General features: G+C 68.2%; 20 protein-coding genes. 3 read left to right on the plus strand and 17 right to left on the minus strand.

Translation table 11 applies throughout. The annotated features are described in order from the left end of the window. Nucleotides 1-91 precede the first annotated feature (91 nt). The 14 genes from fliR to fliF form a co-directional block, all read right to left on the minus strand. On the minus strand, nt 92-853 hold the full coding sequence (fliR, locus tag PYV55_RS07655; RefSeq protein ID WP_275850094.1) for a flagellar biosynthetic protein FliR: 762 nt from the start codon (nt 851-853) through the stop codon (nt 92-94). Nucleotides 854-872: 19 nt separating this feature from the next. Beyond that, entirely contained in the window at nt 873-1,142 is a 270-nt protein-coding gene (gene fliQ / locus PYV55_RS07660) for a flagellar biosynthesis protein FliQ (protein WP_275850095.1), read from the minus strand. A gap of 2 nt (nt 1,143-1,144) precedes the next feature. After that, on the minus strand, nt 1,145-1,930 hold the full coding sequence (gene fliP / locus PYV55_RS07665; RefSeq protein ID WP_275850096.1) for a flagellar type III secretion system pore protein FliP: 786 nt from the start codon (nt 1,928-1,930) through the stop codon (nt 1,145-1,147). Beyond that, nucleotides 1,923-2,342: a FliO/MopB family protein gene (locus tag PYV55_RS07670; RefSeq protein ID WP_275850097.1), complete on the minus strand. Its 420-nt coding sequence runs from the start codon at nt 2,340-2,342 to the stop codon at nt 1,923-1,925. The genes fliP and PYV55_RS07670 overlap by 8 nt, the downstream gene beginning before the upstream one ends. A gap of 26 nt (nt 2,343-2,368) precedes the next feature. Continuing rightward, nucleotides 2,369-2,812: a flagellar motor switch protein FliN gene (gene fliN, locus PYV55_RS07675; RefSeq protein WP_275850098.1), complete on the minus strand. Its 444-nt coding sequence runs from the start codon at nt 2,810-2,812 to the stop codon at nt 2,369-2,371. Next, nucleotides 2,802-3,806, minus strand: coding sequence for a flagellar motor switch protein FliM (gene fliM, locus PYV55_RS07680; RefSeq protein ID WP_275850099.1), 1,005 nt, complete (start codon nt 3,804-3,806; stop codon nt 2,802-2,804). Before fliM ends, fliN begins: the two co-directional genes overlap by 11 nt. Before the next feature lie 17 nt (nt 3,807-3,823). Further along, nucleotides 3,824-4,405: a flagellar basal body-associated FliL family protein gene (locus PYV55_RS07685; RefSeq protein WP_275850100.1), complete on the minus strand. Its 582-nt coding sequence runs from the start codon at nt 4,403-4,405 to the stop codon at nt 3,824-3,826. A 63-nt stretch (nt 4,406-4,468) separates the two neighbouring features. Further along, nucleotides 4,469-4,681 (minus strand): hypothetical protein, encoded by a 213-nt coding sequence (locus PYV55_RS07690; protein WP_275850101.1) that lies wholly within the window; start codon nt 4,679-4,681, stop codon nt 4,469-4,471. A gap of 31 nt (nt 4,682-4,712) precedes the next feature. Beyond that, the gene (locus PYV55_RS07695; protein ID WP_275850102.1) at nt 4,713-6,101 is read right to left on the minus strand and encodes a flagellar hook-length control protein FliK; all 1,389 of its coding nucleotides are present in this window, start codon (nt 6,099-6,101) and stop codon (nt 4,713-4,715) included. 40 nt (nt 6,102-6,141) lie between these two features. Beyond that, complete coding sequence (gene fliJ / locus PYV55_RS07700; RefSeq protein WP_275850103.1) at nt 6,142-6,609, minus strand: flagellar export protein FliJ; 468 nt, start codon at nt 6,607-6,609, stop codon at nt 6,142-6,144. A 3-nt stretch (nt 6,610-6,612) separates the two neighbouring features. Next, entirely contained in the window at nt 6,613-8,004 is a 1,392-nt protein-coding gene (gene fliI / locus PYV55_RS07705) for a flagellar protein export ATPase FliI (protein WP_275850104.1), read from the minus strand. Beyond that, nucleotides 7,994-8,788: a FliH/SctL family protein gene (locus PYV55_RS07710; protein WP_275850105.1), complete on the minus strand. Its 795-nt coding sequence runs from the start codon at nt 8,786-8,788 to the stop codon at nt 7,994-7,996. Before PYV55_RS07710 ends, fliI begins: the two co-directional genes overlap by 11 nt. Then, a complete protein-coding gene (fliG, locus tag PYV55_RS07715; protein WP_275850106.1) occupies nt 8,775-9,770 on the minus strand; it encodes a flagellar motor switch protein FliG in 996 nt (331 codons plus the stop codon). The genes PYV55_RS07710 and fliG overlap by 14 nt, the downstream gene beginning before the upstream one ends. 37 nt (nt 9,771-9,807) lie before the next feature. After that, a complete protein-coding gene (gene fliF / locus PYV55_RS07720) occupies nt 9,808-11,493 on the minus strand; it encodes a flagellar basal-body MS-ring/collar protein FliF (protein ID WP_275850107.1) in 1,686 nt (561 codons plus the stop codon). 5 nt (nt 11,494-11,498) lie between these two features. Between fliF and PYV55_RS07725 the strand changes: the two genes are divergently transcribed. The 3 genes from PYV55_RS07725 (at nt 11,499) to PYV55_RS07735 (ending at nt 13,131) form a co-directional block, all read left to right on the plus strand. Further along, nucleotides 11,499-11,786, plus strand: coding sequence for a hypothetical protein (locus PYV55_RS07725; protein ID WP_275850108.1), 288 nt, complete (start codon nt 11,499-11,501; stop codon nt 11,784-11,786). Between the two features lie 78 nt (nt 11,787-11,864). After that, the gene (gene fliE / locus PYV55_RS07730) at nt 11,865-12,185 is read left to right on the plus strand and encodes a flagellar hook-basal body complex protein FliE (protein ID WP_275850109.1); all 321 of its coding nucleotides are present in this window, start codon (nt 11,865-11,867) and stop codon (nt 12,183-12,185) included. Between the two features lie 43 nt (nt 12,186-12,228). Beyond that, entirely contained in the window at nt 12,229-13,131 is a 903-nt protein-coding gene (locus tag PYV55_RS07735; protein WP_275850110.1) for a DMT family transporter, read from the plus strand. 13 nt (nt 13,132-13,144) lie between these two features. On the opposite strand, the gene PYV55_RS07740 is transcribed toward PYV55_RS07735, so the two are convergent. The 3 genes from PYV55_RS07740 to PYV55_RS07750 all read right to left on the minus strand — a co-directional run bounded on the left by PYV55_RS07740 (nt 13,145) and on the right by PYV55_RS07750 (nt 15,312). After that, nucleotides 13,145-13,975, minus strand: coding sequence for an SDR family oxidoreductase (locus PYV55_RS07740; RefSeq protein WP_275850111.1), 831 nt, complete (start codon nt 13,973-13,975; stop codon nt 13,145-13,147). An 85-nt stretch (nt 13,976-14,060) separates the two neighbouring features. Beyond that, nucleotides 14,061-14,453, minus strand: coding sequence for a non-heme iron oxygenase ferredoxin subunit (locus PYV55_RS07745; RefSeq protein ID WP_275850112.1), 393 nt, complete (start codon nt 14,451-14,453; stop codon nt 14,061-14,063). Nucleotides 14,454-14,559: 106 nt separating this feature from the next. Then, complete coding sequence (locus tag PYV55_RS07750) at nt 14,560-15,312, minus strand: ABC transporter ATP-binding protein (protein WP_275850179.1); 753 nt, start codon at nt 15,310-15,312, stop codon at nt 14,560-14,562. Between the last annotated feature and the right edge of the window lie 75 nt (nt 15,313-15,387).

The raw sequence follows: 15,387 nt of genomic DNA on the forward strand, positions 1-15,387 counted from the left end.
GTTCAATATTTGGGGTCAATAGTACTGCAAAGCCCTCGGGAATTCGGCGGCCGGCGCGGATGACGTCTATTGCAGTGGGGGCTTAGAGTGTTCAGGCAAACAGCTCGAGCGCACGCTGCAGCAGCGCGAGCAAAGGCTGCTCCAGCATGGGCAGGGTGGCGGCGATGCCGAGCAGCCCCACGCTGAGCGTGACCGGGAAGCCCACGGCGAAGATGTTCATTTGCGGCGCCACGCGCGAGATGATGCCCATGGCGAGGTTCACGAACAGCAGCAGCGCGATCATGGGCAGCGCGATCCACAGCGCGCTCGAAAACACCGCCGCGCCGAGTTGAGCGATCTGCATGGTGGCCAGCGCCTGCAAAAAGTTGCCGTCGGCGGGAAAGCGCTCGAAGCTCTTGACCACGGCCATGAGCACGAGCAAATGCCCGTTGAGCACGATGAAGAGCAGCGTGGCGATATGGCCGAAGAACTGCCCCACGGCGCTCGCCTGGGCGTTGCTCGTGGGATCGAAGAACGAGGCGAAATTGAGGCCCATCTGCAGGCCCACCACCTCGCCCGCGAGCTCCACCGCGGCAAACACCAGGCGCGCGGCAAAGCCCACGGCCAGGCCCACGGTGAGCTGTTGCGCGACGGCGCCCAGCGCCGCAGGCCCCGTGAAGGCTATGCGCGGCTGCTCGGCGAGCACGGCCTGCGCGCACAGCGCCACGAAAAAGGCCAGGCCGATCTTCACGCGCATGGGGATGGCGCGCATGGAAAACACCGGCGCCACCGAAAACAGCGCGAGCACGCGCAGAAACGGCCACAGCAGCGGCGCGATCCAGGCCACGAGCTGGGCTTCGGAGAGGGAGATCATGGCGTGCCGGGCGGTCTGGTCAGCCCACCGCGCCGGGGATGGCCTCCAGCGTGCGGCGAATGTAGTCCACCAGCGAGCTGAGCATCCACGGGCCCGCGAGGGCGAACACGAGCACGGCGGCGATGAGCTTGGGCACGAAAGCGAGCGTGGCCTCGTTGATCTGCGTGACGGCCTGGAAGATGCTCACGAGCAGGCCCACGAGCAGCACTGCGCCGAGCACGGGCATGGCGATCATGAGCAGCTGCATCAGCGCTTCCTGGCCCATGGTGAGGACGGTTTGGGCGTTCATGGTCAGGTCACGAAGCTCGCGGCGAGCGAGCCTATGAGCAGATTCCAGCCGTCGGCGAGCACGAACAGCATGAGCTTGAACGGCAGCGCCACGAGCACGGGCGAGAGCATCATCATGCCCAGCGACATGAGGATGCTCGAGACCACCATGTCGATCACGAGGAAGGGGATGAACACCATGAAGCCGATCTGGAACGCCGTCTTGAGCTCGCTGGTCACAAAAGCCGGCACCAGCACGCGCAGCGGCGCGGTCTCGGCGGTGGTTTTGGCGTCGAGCTTGGCCAGGCGCGCGAACAGCGCAAAGTCGGACTGGCGCGTCTGCTTGAGCATGAAGCCGCGCAGCGGCGCGTCGGCCTTGTCGAGCGCCTGCTCGAAGCTCAGCGTGCTCTTGGTGTAAGGCAGGTAGGCGTCCTGGTAGACGCGCTCCAGCGTCGGCCCCATGACGAAAAAGGTGAGAAACAGCGACAGCCCGATGATGACCTGGTTGGGCGGCGCCGCCTGCGTGCCCAGCGCCTGGCGCAGCAGCGACAGCACGATCACGATGCGCGTGAACGCGGTCATCATGAGCAGCACCGCGGGCAAAAAGGACAGCGCAGTGAAAAACAGCAGCGTCTGGATGGGCACGGAGTAGCTCGTGCCCGCGCTGCCGCTGCCCACGAGCAGGGGCAGCGTGCCGGGGGTCTGCGCGAGCGCAGGTAATTGCACGAGCAGCGCGCCTGCGAGCGCCAGCAAGGTGCGGCGCGCTGCGGCTTGCCACTGTGGCCCGTTTGGGCGTGCGCGCTCAGCCATGGCCACCCTTGCCCTGCGCGGACTGCGTCTGCGCCAAGGCCTGCGCGAACGAGGCTGCGCCGGGGTCTCCACCCGGTGCGGCGCTCGGTGCCGGTGCCAGGTCGCCCAATGCGTTGGACAGCGGCACAGCCCCGGCTTTGGCGGGTGCGCCGGCGCCGGGCTGCAGCACATGCAGGCAGTTGATGTGCTGCGCCGTGACGCCGAGCACGAGCCAGCTGCGCGCGCCCTCGGGGCCGACTTCGACGGTGAGCACGCGCTGCTGCGGCCCCACGGCCACGGCCGAGAGCACGCGCACGCCGGCGCCGGCCGCACCCGCGTCGGCGAGCCGGCGCTGCTGCAGGCGCCGCACCAGCCAGGGTAGCAGCGCGAGCGCGCCCACGAACAGCAGCAGCATCGCAAATGTCTGGCTCATGTTGGCCATGTCGCCGCCTCCCGGGCTCAACCGCGGCTGAGCCGGCGCAGGCGCTCGGACGGCGTGACCACGTCGGTCAGGCGGATGCCGAACTTGTCGTTCACCACCACGACCTCGCCCTGCGCGATCAGGTAGCCGTTGACCAGCACGTCCATGGGTTCGCCCGCGAGCGCGTCGAGCTCGACCACCGAGCCCTGCGCGAGCTGCAGGATGTATTTGATCGGCACCTTGGTACGCCCCAGTTCGACCGACAGCTGCACGGGGATGTCGAGCACGCGGCTGATGTCGCCCACGGGCGGCTCGCCGGCAACGCTCGCGGGGTGCACGGGCTCGCCCGAGAGCGGGCCGCCCTGCTCGGCCTCGTGCGCCTGTTGATCGGCGGTTTTTTGTTCTTCGAGCGCCTGCGCCCAGTCGGCAAATGCGTCGTCGTCGCCCGCGGCGCCGTGTTCGGGGTTGTTGTCAGTGGCCATGTCTTTCTCCCATCCAGCCCGCATCGGCCGTGCGCAAAGACTCTTCGATGCGGATCGCGTATTTGGCGTTGTGCGTGCCGTACTGGCATTCGAACAGCGGCACGCCATCGACCGACGCCTGAATGCGCGGCTGGCGGTCGAGCTCGATGAAGTCGCCGGGCTTCATCGCGAGCAGTTGCTCCACGGTCAGCTCGGTGCGCGCGAGCTCGGCCACGAGCGTCACTTCCGCTGCCTGGATTTCGCGCGAGAGCACCTTGACCCAGCGCCGGTCGACCTCGATCGAATCGCCCTGCGTCGAGGAATAGAGGATGTCGCGTATGGGCTCGAGCGTGGCGTAGGGCATGCAGATGTGGATGGCGCCCGCGAGCTCGCCGATCTCTAGCTGGAACGCCGTGGACACGACGACCTCGCTGGGCGTGGCGATGTTCGCGAACTGCGGCTGCATTTCCGAGCGCTGGTAGCTGAGCTCGAGCGGGTAAATGCCTTGCCAGGCTTTTTTGTATTCGGTGCTGATGACGTCGACGAGGCGCTGGATCACGCGCTGCTCGGTGGGCGAGAAGTCGCGCCCCTCGATGCGCGTCTGAAAGCGCCCCACGCCGCCGTACAAGGTGTCGATGATGCCGAAGACGATGGACGGCTCGCACACGATCAGGCCGCTGCCGCGCAAGGGCCGCACCGCCATGAGGTTGAAGTTGGTGGGCACCACGAGCTCACGCAAGAAGGCGCTGTAGCGCTGCACCGCGACGGTGCCCACGGAAATTTCGGGGCTGCGGCGGATGAAGTTGAACAGGCCGATGCGGAAGTTGCGGGCAAAGCGCTCGTTGACGATTTCCATCGTGGGCATGCGCCCGCGCACGATGCGCTCCTGGCTCGCGAGGTTGTAGTTGCGCACGCCGCCGGCCTCGACGGTTTCCTTCGCCGCCTTCTGGCTCTCGCCCGTGACGCCCTCGAGCAGGGCATCGACCTCTTCCTGGGACAGAAATGCTTCGCTCATGCGCGCTCCTTGCCCGGCTATTGGATGATGAAGCTCGAGAACAGCACGCGCCGCACCGGGTTTTCGGCGCCATCATGCCCGTTGCGCGCCGCGCTTGCACCCTTCTTGGGGGGCTCGGCGTACCCGAGCGGGCGCGAGACCTCGCGCCGGATGTCCTCGGCCAGCGCCTCCTTGCCCTCGCGCTGCAGTAACTCGTCGGAGCTGCGTTGCGAGATCAGCAGGAGGATGGCGTTGCGTATGGTGGGCAGGTATTGCTTGACCTGGTCGGAGGCCTTGGCGTCGGACAGCTCCAAGGTGATGCCGATCTGCGCGAAGCGGTCGCCACCAGGGTCGGCCAGGTTGACCACCATGTTTTCCAGCGCCAGGTACGTGGGCGGCGCGGCCGGCTCCGATTTGGCCTTGCCCTTGTGCGCATGCGCAGGGGCGTCGGCATCCTCGTCCAGCGCCGCGTTGGCGCGCTGGTACATGAACCAGGCGGCAGCGCCGCCACCTGCGACGAGCAGCACGAGCACCACGGCAAGGATGGTCAGCAGCCGTTTCTTGCTTTTGGCCGGCGCGGCAGGGGCTGCGGGCGCCGCTGCGGGAGAAGGGGGAGGCACGTTCGGATTCCTCGTAGGATGGCACTCGGCGGGCATGCCCGAATCGAAGCGACAGACAAGCCATTATGGGCGGCGCGGCCCCGGATCATAGCCAGAATAGCGCCGGGAAAATGGCGGAAAACGGCGCATCCGCACGGCTGCCACGCGCGCCGTGGATGCGCCCAGGGTCACTTTGGCTGCTCCCGCAAATGCCACACCGGAATTATCAAAAATCATAGCTTTTAGCGCTTGATGTTTCTGCGTTAACGGCACAAAAGGCACATCATTTTCAGACATCTGTCGCCCCCCATGGGGCAGGGCTCCGGTGTCAGGCAAACACGTCGAGCGCGCGCCGCAGGTCCACGCTCGCGCGCAGGCCACCGCCCGGATTCACAGCCGCGGCCACGACCAGCCCCTGCGCACGGCCTGGCCGCTCTGACGCTGACTGGCCCTGCGCCTGTCCGCCGGCGGCCTGCCCCTGGCCCTGCGCCGTGGTGCCCACGCTCGTGCCCGTGAGCACCAGCCCCTGGCCCAGCAACAGCTCGCGCAGCTGCGCCATGTTTGCGTCGAGCAGCGCGCGCGCCTGCGCCTGGTCGGTCATGAAGTGCACGCGCGCCTCGTTGCCCGTGAGGGACACGCTGACCTGCACCGCGGCGCCGCCTTGGTCCACGGTCATTTCGGCGTTCTGCGTCGTCTGGTGCACCCAGTAGCTGATCTGCTGCGCAAGCCGGTCTTCGGCCCCGGCCTGTGTCGGGTCGGCGAGCATGGCGCTGGCATCGACAGCGCCTGCGGCCTGCTGCAGCGTCGAACCGAAGGTGCTGCCGCCCACAACGGCCACAGCCTGCGGCGCGGCACCGCCGTCGCCCGCGCGGTCTTTGGCGCGCAACCCATCGCCGGCCGCGCCCACACCCGTGCTCACTGCGGCCGCAGCGGCGATGAGCGCATCGCGCGCTGCGGTTTGCAGCGTTGCTGGCGTGGCCTGCAAGGCGGCCGATGGCGGGTCGCTGCGCGGCGCGGCGTCGACCCCGCGCGCACCGGCGCCGGCGGCATCGGTGGGCGCGGCTTGCGGGCCTGCTGCAGCCAGCGCGTCGGCTCCGGTGTGACTGCCGTGCGCCGCAGTGGCGCCGGGTGCCGCCGTGGCTTGCGCCGCCGCGCTGTCCACGAGACCTGCCTGCACCTGCGCGGCGCTGCGCGCCAGCGTGCGGCGCAAAGCCTGCGGCCCTTGCTGCCTCTGGAAGCCTTGGGAGTCGGTGACATCCGCCGCACGATCGAGCCGCGCCGTCTGAGCGACCAGGCCATGGGGTTGTGCGATGGTGGACAGGGTGTCGAACGCGCTGCCGCGGCCCACACCGGCCAGGAGCCCCTCTGTCGCCGCGTCCTTCGCGCCATCGCCCACCGCGCCGCCCGCCGCGCCCCTTGCCATGCCTTGCACTTGCGGGCCACCCAGCACGCCCTGCCACGCAGCCAACGCGGCGGGGTCGGCCAAGGCGGCGGCGTCCGCGGTGCCATCGTCGGCCGCCAAACCAGCGTCGGCTGGGGCGCCGCCCGCCGCAGGCATGGCGGCGCCATCGAGCGCGAGCAGCAAGGCCGCAAAGCTGCCACGACCCTGCGACCCCGCCTGCGTCTTGGGGTCGGCGGCGGCCTTGTCGGATGAGGCCTGCGCTGGCTGCGGCGCGCTGGGCGGATGCGGGGCGGGGGCGATGCGTGCGGGTTCCATGGTCATTGCTCCGTGGGCTGCGTCGGTGTCGGGTGTTGGCTCATGGGCGGGAGGCCGCCTGCGTGCGCAGGCGGTGCTGCAGCATGGCGCGCTCGTCGGTCTGCTTTTGTTCACGGCGCGCCTGCAGTTGCTGCTGCTCGCGCTCTTTGTGCGATAGCAGCTTGCGCAGGCTCAGCAAGCGCTGTTCGGCTTTCAGGAGCTGATCCTGCGCCTGCTGCAGGCGCGCGGCGTGGCCCTGCATCACCTGGGTTTGCAGGCCCGCGGCGTGCTGCAGGCGCCCCATGAACTGGTAGTGGTGCTGCAGCACCTGCGGCTGCAGGCGCGCCTCGGCGCGCGGGCCCCAGCGCGTTTCGGTCTCCTGCGCGTAGGACTGCAGCTGGTCGAGCTGCGCCTGCGCCGCCTGCTGCGCGGACAGCGCGCCGTGCAGGCCCTGGCGCGCGGCGTCGCGCTCGCGTTCGGCCATTTCGATGGCAATGCGCAAGGCATTCAAGGTTTGGGCGTGGCTCATGATTTAGGCATCCAGCAGTTGCGCCATGGCCTGCACGCTGTGTTCGAGCGTCGCGGCTTCGTACATGTCCTGCTGCAAAAAGGCCGCCATCTGCGGCTGCAGGCGGATGGCTTCGTCGAGCTGCGGGTCGGTGCCGGGCACGTAGGCGCCGACCTGGATCAGGTCGCGGCTTTTCTGGTAGCGCGAGTAAAGCGCGCGAAAGCGCCGCGCGAGCTCGAGGTGCGCCCGCGGCACCACGCTGTGCATTACGCGCGAGGCCGATTGTTCGATGTCTATGGCCGGGTAATGCCCGGCTTCGGCGAGCGCGCGCGAGAGCACGATATGCCCGTCGAGGATGGCGCGCGCCGCGTCGACGATCGGGTCCTGCTGGTCGTCGCCCTCGGACAGCACGGTGTAGAACGCCGTGATCGAGCCCACGCCGTACAAGCCATTGCCGCTGCGCTCGACGAGCTGCGGCAGCCTGGCAAAGCACGAGGGCGGGTAGCCCTTGGTGGCGGGCGGCTCGCCGATGGCCAGGGCGATCTCGCGCTGTGCCATGGCGTAGCGTGTCAGCGAATCCATGAGCAGCAGCACGTGCTGGCCCTGGTCGCGGAAATGTTCGGCCACGGCCGTGGCGTAGGCCGCGCCCTGCATGCGCAAGAGCGGCGGCGCGTCGGCCGGTGCCGCCACCACGACCGAGCGCGCACGGCCCTCGTCACCGAGGATGTCTTCGATGAATTCCTTGACCTCGCGCCCGCGCTCGCCGATGAGCCCGACCACGATCACGTCGGCCTGCGTGTAGCGCGCCATCATGCCCAGCAGCACGCTCTTGCCCACGCCCGAGCCCGCGAAAAGCCCCAGGCGCTGGCCGCGCCCCACGGTGAGCAAGGCGTTGATCGCGCGCACGCCGGTGTCGAGCGGGGTGCGCACGGGGTCGCGCTCCATGGCGTTGATCTGGCCGCGACCCAGCGGCACGGCCGCCACCTCGGCGAGCGGCCCGCCGTGGTCCAGCGGCTGGCCTTGCGCATCGACCACGCGCCCGAGCAGGCCCGCGCCCATGGGCAGGCGCAACACGCCGCCGCGCAGCGGCGCACGTGGCGGCTCGCCCAGGCGCGGCACGGGCACGTAGGGCGCGGCCGGCACCACCCGCGCGCCACGCGAGAGGCCCTGGATGTCGCCCGCGGGCATAAGCAGGGCATGGTCGCCCGCAAAGCCCACGACCTCGGCGAGCACGGGGTCCTGGCCCGGCATCTGCACCGTGCACTGCGCCCCCACGGGCGCGCGGATGCCGCTCGCTTCGAGCACCAGCCCGGTCAGGCGCGTGAGCGTGCCGCTGCTTTGCAAAGGCAACTCTGCCCGGGCACGCGCGCGGGCTTCTTGCAAAAAGCGCTCCCAGGCGCCGGGTTCAATCGCCATGCTCGGCCTCATCAGGTGACGTGCTGCGGCCCGTATCCTGGAATGCCGAGGGCGGCTCTGCGGGGGGCGGGGTCTGCCACGCCGACTCCAGCCCCAGCGCGGCGACGGCGCGCTCCCAGCGTGTTGCGAGCCGCCCGTCGATCACCGTGCCGCCCGATTCGACCAGGCAGCCGCCGGCCGGCACGCTGGCATCGGCCAGCCATTGCACGCCGCTCACCTGCGCAAAGGCCGCCTGCAGCGCGGGGCCTAGCGCCTCCTTGTCGGCAGGGTGCAGGCGCACCCGCGCGGGCCGGCCTTCGGCGAGCAGCTGTTCGACGGCTTCACGCACCACGGGCAGCAGTGCCTGCGCGTCGGTGGCGAGTTCGCGCCGCACCACCTGGCGTGCGAGCTCACACGCCAGCTGCAGCACCTGCTGGGCGAGCTGCTGCTGCAGCGCGTCGAGCGCCTGCGCGAAAGACTGGTGTACGGCCTGCAAGTGCTCGGCGGCCTGCTGCCCCTGGTGCGCGATGTAGTCGTCGAGGCGCTGCTGCCATTCGAGGCTGGCGTGCTGGCGGCCCTGCTCCATGCCTGCGGCAAGGCCTTGGGCATAGGCCTCGTCGTGCACCTGTTGCAATTGCGCCGTCATCTCCTCCACCGTGGGCGCAGCCGCTGCGGGCAGTTCGGCCTCTGCAGGCGGGGTGTGCACGCCCTCGGCGCTCACGGTGCCGAAGGTCCACTGCGTGACGTCGCCCACCTCCTCGCTCGGGATGAAGCGCGCGTAGTGGCGCGTGTCAGACGAGGGCATCGTCGCCGCCTCCGCCTAACGTGACCTGGCCTTCGTCGGCCAGGCGCCGGACGGTCTTGAGGATTTCCTTTTGCTGCGCCTCGACTTCAGACAGGCGCATGGGGCCGCGCGATTCGAGGTCTTCGCGCAGCGCTTCGGCGGCGCGCGAAGACATGTTGCTGAAAAACTTCTCGCGCAGCTCCGGCCCGGCACCCTTGAGCGCCACGACCAGCGTTTCCGACGCTACTTCCTTGAGCACGGTCTGTACGGAACGGTCGTCGAGCTTGAGCACGTCGTCGAACACGAACATCTTGTCCATGATCTTCTGCGCCAGGTCGGGGTCGTGGCCGCGGATGGCCTCGATGACGGCGCCTTCCATGGCGCCGCCGAGCAGGTTGATGATCTCTGCGGCCGCCTTGACCCCGCCGAGCGAGCTCTTGCGCACCTTGTCGCCGCCCGCGAGCACCTGGAACAGCACCTCGTTGAGGTCCTTGAGCGCCGTGGGTTGAATGCCCTCGAGCGTGGCCACGCGCAGCATGACTTCGGCACGCTGGCGTTCGTTGAATTGCTTGAGGATGTCCGCCGCGTGGTCGGGGTCCAGGTGCACGAGGATCGCGGCGATGATCTGCGGGTGTTCGTTGCGCAGCAGCTCGGCCACCGACAAGGGGTCCATCCACTTCAGGCTTTCTATGCCCGACACATCGCCGCCCTGCAAAATGCGGTCGATCAGCAGCGCGGCCTTGTCGTCGCCGAGCGCGCGCTTGAGCACCGCACGCACGTAGTTGCCGGTATCGGACACGAGCAGGCTTTGCGCTGCTGCGGCGTCGGAAAAGCGGTTGATGACCTCGTCCACCTTCTCGCGCGAGACGGTGCGCATGCGGGCGATGGTCTCGCCGAGCTTTTGCACCTCTTTGGGCGAAAGGTGCTTGAAGACCTCGGCCGCCTCTTCCTCGCCCAGGGACATCAGCAAAATGGCGGCGTTGTTCAGACCTTGCTCATCCATGGTGGCGTCATCTCAACAAAATACTTGTGGCACACGCTCATCCGGGGATGGTCTCACCATTCACCCAGGTTTTGAGGATGTTGGCCACGGCCACGGGGTTTTGCTTGGCCAGCGAGCGCGCCTCTTCGAGGCGCAGTTGCTCGGGCGTCGCGGGCAGGGCCTCGGTGCGGGCTGCAGGCGCCGGCAGGGGTGGGCGCTCGGGCCGCTCGGCTTCGAGCGCGTCGAGCGTGCGCCCGCCTGCATCGGCTTTGCGCGCACCCAGCAGCACCGGGCGCACCAGCCCCCACAGCACCAGCACCGCGAGCAGCACGGCGCCCAGGGGCCACGCATAGCTGCGCAGCAGGTCCAGGGTTTCGGGGCGCTTCCACAGTGGCAGATCGGACGGCGCGGCGGCGAGCGCCTGGAACGGCGCATTCATGAGGTTGACCGAATCGCCGCGCTCCTTGTTGAAGCCTATGGCGTCACGCACCAGCGCGGTCATCTGCTCGACCTGCTCGGGCGTGAGCGCCTTGGTCACGGTCTTGCCCTTGTCTTCGAGTGTCTGGTAGTTCACGACCACGGCCGCGGACAGGCGCTTGACGGCGCCGGGGTTTTCGCGCGTCACGCGCACGGTTTTGTCGACTTCGTAGTTGGTGATCGATTCGCGCTTGCTCGCGGCGCCCGCAGGCGCGCCCTGCTGCTGGCCGTTGGCCACCGCCAGCGGTGCCGAGGCGCCGTTGATGGGCGCGCTCGAGGCGCCTGGCGGCTGGTTGCTCGTCGCCCCGGGAACGCCTGCGGGCGGCCCGGATGGCTGCGGCCCGGTGCTTTCCACCACCTGCTGGCTGCGCACGGCGCTGGCCTCGGGCGCAAGGTTGGGGCGGTGCTGCTCAGAGGTGGACTCGCTCTGGCTGAAATCGACCTCGGTCGTGACCTGCGCCTTCACGTTGCCCGGCCCCACGACGGGCTCGAGGATGTCCATGATGCGGCGCGCGTACTGCTGCTCGAGCTGCTGCTGGTAGGCCAGCTGCTGCGCGTCGGCGCCGCTGCCGGCAGCATCGGGGGCTTGCGACAGCAGCTTGCCGCTGTCGTCGAGCACGCTCACGTCTGCGGGCGACATCTCGGGCACGCTCGAAGCGACGAGGTGCACGATGCCGGCGATCTGCGCGCGGTCTAGCGTGCGCCCCGGGTACAGGCTCAGCAACACCGATGCCGTGGGCTTTTGCTGCTCGCGGAAAAACCCATTTTGATTCGGCAGCGCCAGGTGCACGCGCGCGCTTTGCACCGAGGACAAGGCCTGGATCGAGCGCGTGAGTTCGCCTTCGAGCCCGCGCTGGAAGTTGACCCGCTCCTGGAATTGCGTCATGCCGAAGCGGTTGCCGCCTTCCATGATCTCGAAGCCCGTCACCGAGCCCTTGGGCAGGCCCTGCGTCGCCAGGCGCAGGCGCACGTCGTGCACGCGCTCGGCCGGCACGAGGATCGCGCCACCGCCCTCGGAATATTTGTAGGGCACGTTCATTTGCGCAAGCTGCGCGACGATGGCGCCGCCGTCCTTGTCGCTCAGATTGGCGAACAGCACGCGGTAGTCGGTCTGGCGGCCGAACACCACGGCGGCCACGAGCAGCGCCACGAGCAAGGCCAGGCCAAGCCCCAGGCGCAGACGCTGCGGCGTATCCAGCGCCGACAGCCGCTGCTGCCAGGGCGCGCGCGCCGGCGGGGTGTGGGGAATTTCAGCAAGTGCGGACATGGTGCGTGAAAAAGCTCGGGTGGTTTCCTCGCGCGGCGCATGCCAAGGACAGCTGCGCCGAGACTCTGGCAGCCTGTCGGACTTTGGGCGTCGATAGCGAGAATGCACCCCAGCGAGACCAATTTTTGCCGGATTCGCCGCCCCATAGCGGGACTATGGGGCAAGAAGACGGTAAAAAATGGGCCGCTGCGGCGCATTCGCAGCCGACGATTCCAAAGTCCGACAGGCTGCCGGGGCTGTGTGATTATTCGCGCGCCCCCTGGGTCTGTTCGTCCGATAAGGCGTTCATTTGACTATTATTTCGGCGCGCTGCAATGCCGGCACGCCACTAGCATTGCGCCATCGCTTCGTTCCACCCCGAGGATATTGCCATGGACCTGCGCATTTCAAGCACCACCGTCCCCCTCTCGGGCGCCGGTCTGGCGCGCCGCGCCGCCGCGCCGCAGGCAGACGCGGGCGGTGTCGGGGCTTCGGGCTTTGCCAGCGAACTCAAGGGCGCCTTGCAATCGGTGAGCGCGGCACAAAACCAGGCCACGCAACTGCAGCGCGAGGTGCAACTCGAAAACCCCGCCGTGAGCCTAGAAGAAACCATGCTCGCGATCCAGAAGGCGCAGATCGGCTTTCAGGCCACGCTCAACGTGCGCAACCGCATGGTGCAGGCCTACACCGACATCATGAACATGCAGGTGTGACGCGCCGCGCCCGCAAGCGCGCCATGCCCGCTACAGTTGCGGCATGACGCAAAAGCTCACTCCTGCAACCACCGCCCTGCTCGTCATCGCGCCGCTGATGTGGGCGGGCAATGCCGTGGCGGGCCGCATGGTGCATACGCTGGTCTCGCCGTTCACGCTCAATTTTCTGCGCTGGCTGCTGGCCTTTGCGCTGCTGCTGCCGCTGGCCCATGGCGTGCTGCGCCCCGGCAGCGCGCTGTGGGGGCAGTGGCGGCGCTTTGCGCTGCTCGGGCTGCTGGGCATTGGCCTGTACAACGCGCTGCAATACATGGCGCTGCAGACCTCCACGCCGATCAACGTGACGCTCGTGGGCGCGAGCATGCCGGTGTGGATGCTGCTCGTGGGCGCGCTGTTTTTCGGCGCCACCGTGGCCATGCGGCAGTTGGTGGGGGCGCTGCTGTCGGTCAGCGGCGTGCTGCTGGTGCTCAGCCGCGGCGAGTGGGCGCAGTTGCTTGCGCTGCGCCTGGTGCCGGGCGATCTGTTCATGCTGCTCGCGGCGATTTCCTGGGCTTTTTACAGCTGGCTGCTGGTGCGCACCAGCGCGCCCGCAGGCATGCGCGGCGACTGGGCCGGGCTGCTCATGGCGCAGATGGTCTTCGGTCTGGGCTGGTCGGGCGCGCTCTCGGCCTTCGAGTGGACCACGGGGCGCGGGCATGTCACCTGGAATGCGCTGTTCGTCGCGGCGCTCGCGTTCATCGCCATCGGCCCGGCCGTCGTGGCCTACCGCTGCTGGGGCATGGGCGTGCAGCGCGTGGGGCCGGCCATCGCGAGCTTTTTCTCCAACCTCACGCCGCTGTTCGCGGCGCTGCTTTCCGCGGCGCTGCTGGGCGAGGCGCCGCAGCTGTTCCACGCCGCGGCCTTTGCGCTCATCGTGGGCGGTATCTGGGTGTCGTCGCAACGGGCCTGAGGCCCCAGCGCCCTCAGAACGTGCCCGGGTAGGCGCCACCATCTGCGAGCACGTTTTGCCCGGTGATGAAGCCCGCGTGCACGCTGCACAGGAAAGCGCAGATGGCGCCGAACTCTTCGGGCGTTCCAAGGCGGTGTGCCGGGATTTTCTGGAGGTATCCCTGGCGAATCTGCTCACCGCTGACGCCTTCCGCCGCGCCCATGGCTTCGAAAGTGACGCCGAGCCGCTCCGTGGCGAATTTGCCCGGCAGCAGGTTGTTGATGGTCACGCCCTGCGCCGCGATCTTGCTGCGCGCAAGACCGGCGATGAAGCCCGTGAGGCCGCTGCGCGCACCGTTGGACAGCCCGAGCACGTTCATGGGCTCCTTGACCGCGCTCGAAGTGATGTTGACGACGCGGCCGAAACCACGCGCCGCCATGCCGTCGACGGTGGCCTTGATGAGCTCGATCGGCGTGAGCATGTTGGCGTCAATGGCGCGTAGCCAGTCGGCACGCTCCCAGTCACGAAAGTCACCGGCCGGCGGCCCGCCGGCGTTCGTGACCACGATGTCGAAGTCATGCCCTGGCCCGCCGGGGGCGCTGAACACCGCAGCGCGGCCCTCGGGCGTGGTGATGTCGGCGGCCACCGCGAGCACCACGGATTTCAAGCCATTTTGGCCGCTAGCGCTTGATGTATCAGCGCTTGAAGCTATCAATTTGGATGCGGCCTGCTGCAGGACGTCCGGCTGGCGCGCGTTGATGACGACGTTCACGCCCTCGCGCACCAGCGCCTGCGCGCAACCAAAACCCAGCCCCTTGCTCGCGCCGCACACCAGCGCCCACTTGCCGGCAATTCCCAAGTCCATGTGTTACCCCTCAAAATCCGCAGAAAGAGCGCGCACCAGATCGCGCACCGTATGGCGCGCCACCCGGCCAGGAACTCTCAGCCTCTCAGGCCGCGTCGTCCGCGCAGTGCCCGGCGTCGAGCGCGGCGAACACCTGATCGCCTTCGACCTTGACCGGATACACGGTCAGCGCCTTCGTGCAGGGATAGACGGTCGCGGCGCCGGTGCGGATATCGAAGCGCCCGGCGTGAAACGGGCATTCGATCTCGCAGCCGACGATCTCGCCCTCGGCCATGGAAGCATCGCCGTGCGTGCAGGTGTCGTCCATGACGAAGTATTCGCCCTCGAGGCACACCACGGCCAGCGGCGGCCGGCCTTCGACCTGCACCTGCAGCGCGTAATCTGGCTCGACCTCGCTGGTGCGGGCAATGAATGTGTACGCAGGCGCAGCGCCCTCGCCTTGCGCTTGGGGTGTAGATGAAGAAACAGAAGTGCTCATAAAACCAAAAATCAAGGAAGGAAATGGGCCGTCGTCCATCAACGCTGCCCGCAAAGGGCAAGCATCATACCCAGTCGCTTCGCTGCAACAGGTGAATCACGGTGCATCAGGCTGCCTCCAACAGCGGCTCATCCGCGCACAGAGCGTCCTCGTCCGCGCCCAGCCCCAGATAGGCGGCACGCACCATCGGGTCGTCCATGAGCGCCGCGCCGCGTCCCTCATGGACGATGCGCCCGCTTTCGAGCACATAGGCCCAATCGGCCAGCGGCAGCGCCTCGTGCGCGTTTTGCTCCACGAGCAGGATGGTCATGCCGTCGCGCCGCAGGTTCGCGATGATGGAAAACACTTCCTCTACGATCAGCGGCGCCAATCCCATCGAAGGCTCGTCGAGCAGCAGCAGACGCGGCTGACTCATCAGTGCCCGCCCGATCGCGAGCATCTGCTGCTGGCCGCCCGAGAGCAGCCCCGCATGCTCCTTGCGCCGGTTCGCGAGCGAAGGGAACAGTTGGTACATGCGTTCGAGCTCGCGCTCGACTTCTGCCTTGGGGCGGGTTTGCCCGCCCAGGCGCAGGTTCTCATCGACGGACAGGTCTCCGAAAACGCAACGGCCCTCCGGGCAGTGCGCAATGCCGCGCCCAACGCGTCGATGCGCCGGCAACTTGCCCAGGGTCTGGCCGTCCAGCTCGATGCTGCCGCCGCGCAGGGGCTGCAGGCCCGAGATGGTTTTGAGCAGGGTGGTTTTGCCCGCACCGTTGCTGCCCACCAGCGCCACCAGCTGCCCGGGCATGACCTCCATGCTCACGCCGTGCAGGCATTGGATATGACCATACCAGCTGTCGACGCCGCGCAGGCGCAACAACGGCTGTACGTCCGTGGGGCGAGAGACATTTGGGATAGGCTGCGTCATGGATAACTCCTTTGCGCCGCAAAGCGG

Origin of the sequence: Extensimonas soli (assembly GCF_029211265.1) — a bacterium.
GTDB lineage: Bacteria > Pseudomonadota > Gammaproteobacteria > Burkholderiales > Burkholderiaceae_C > Extensimonas > Extensimonas soli.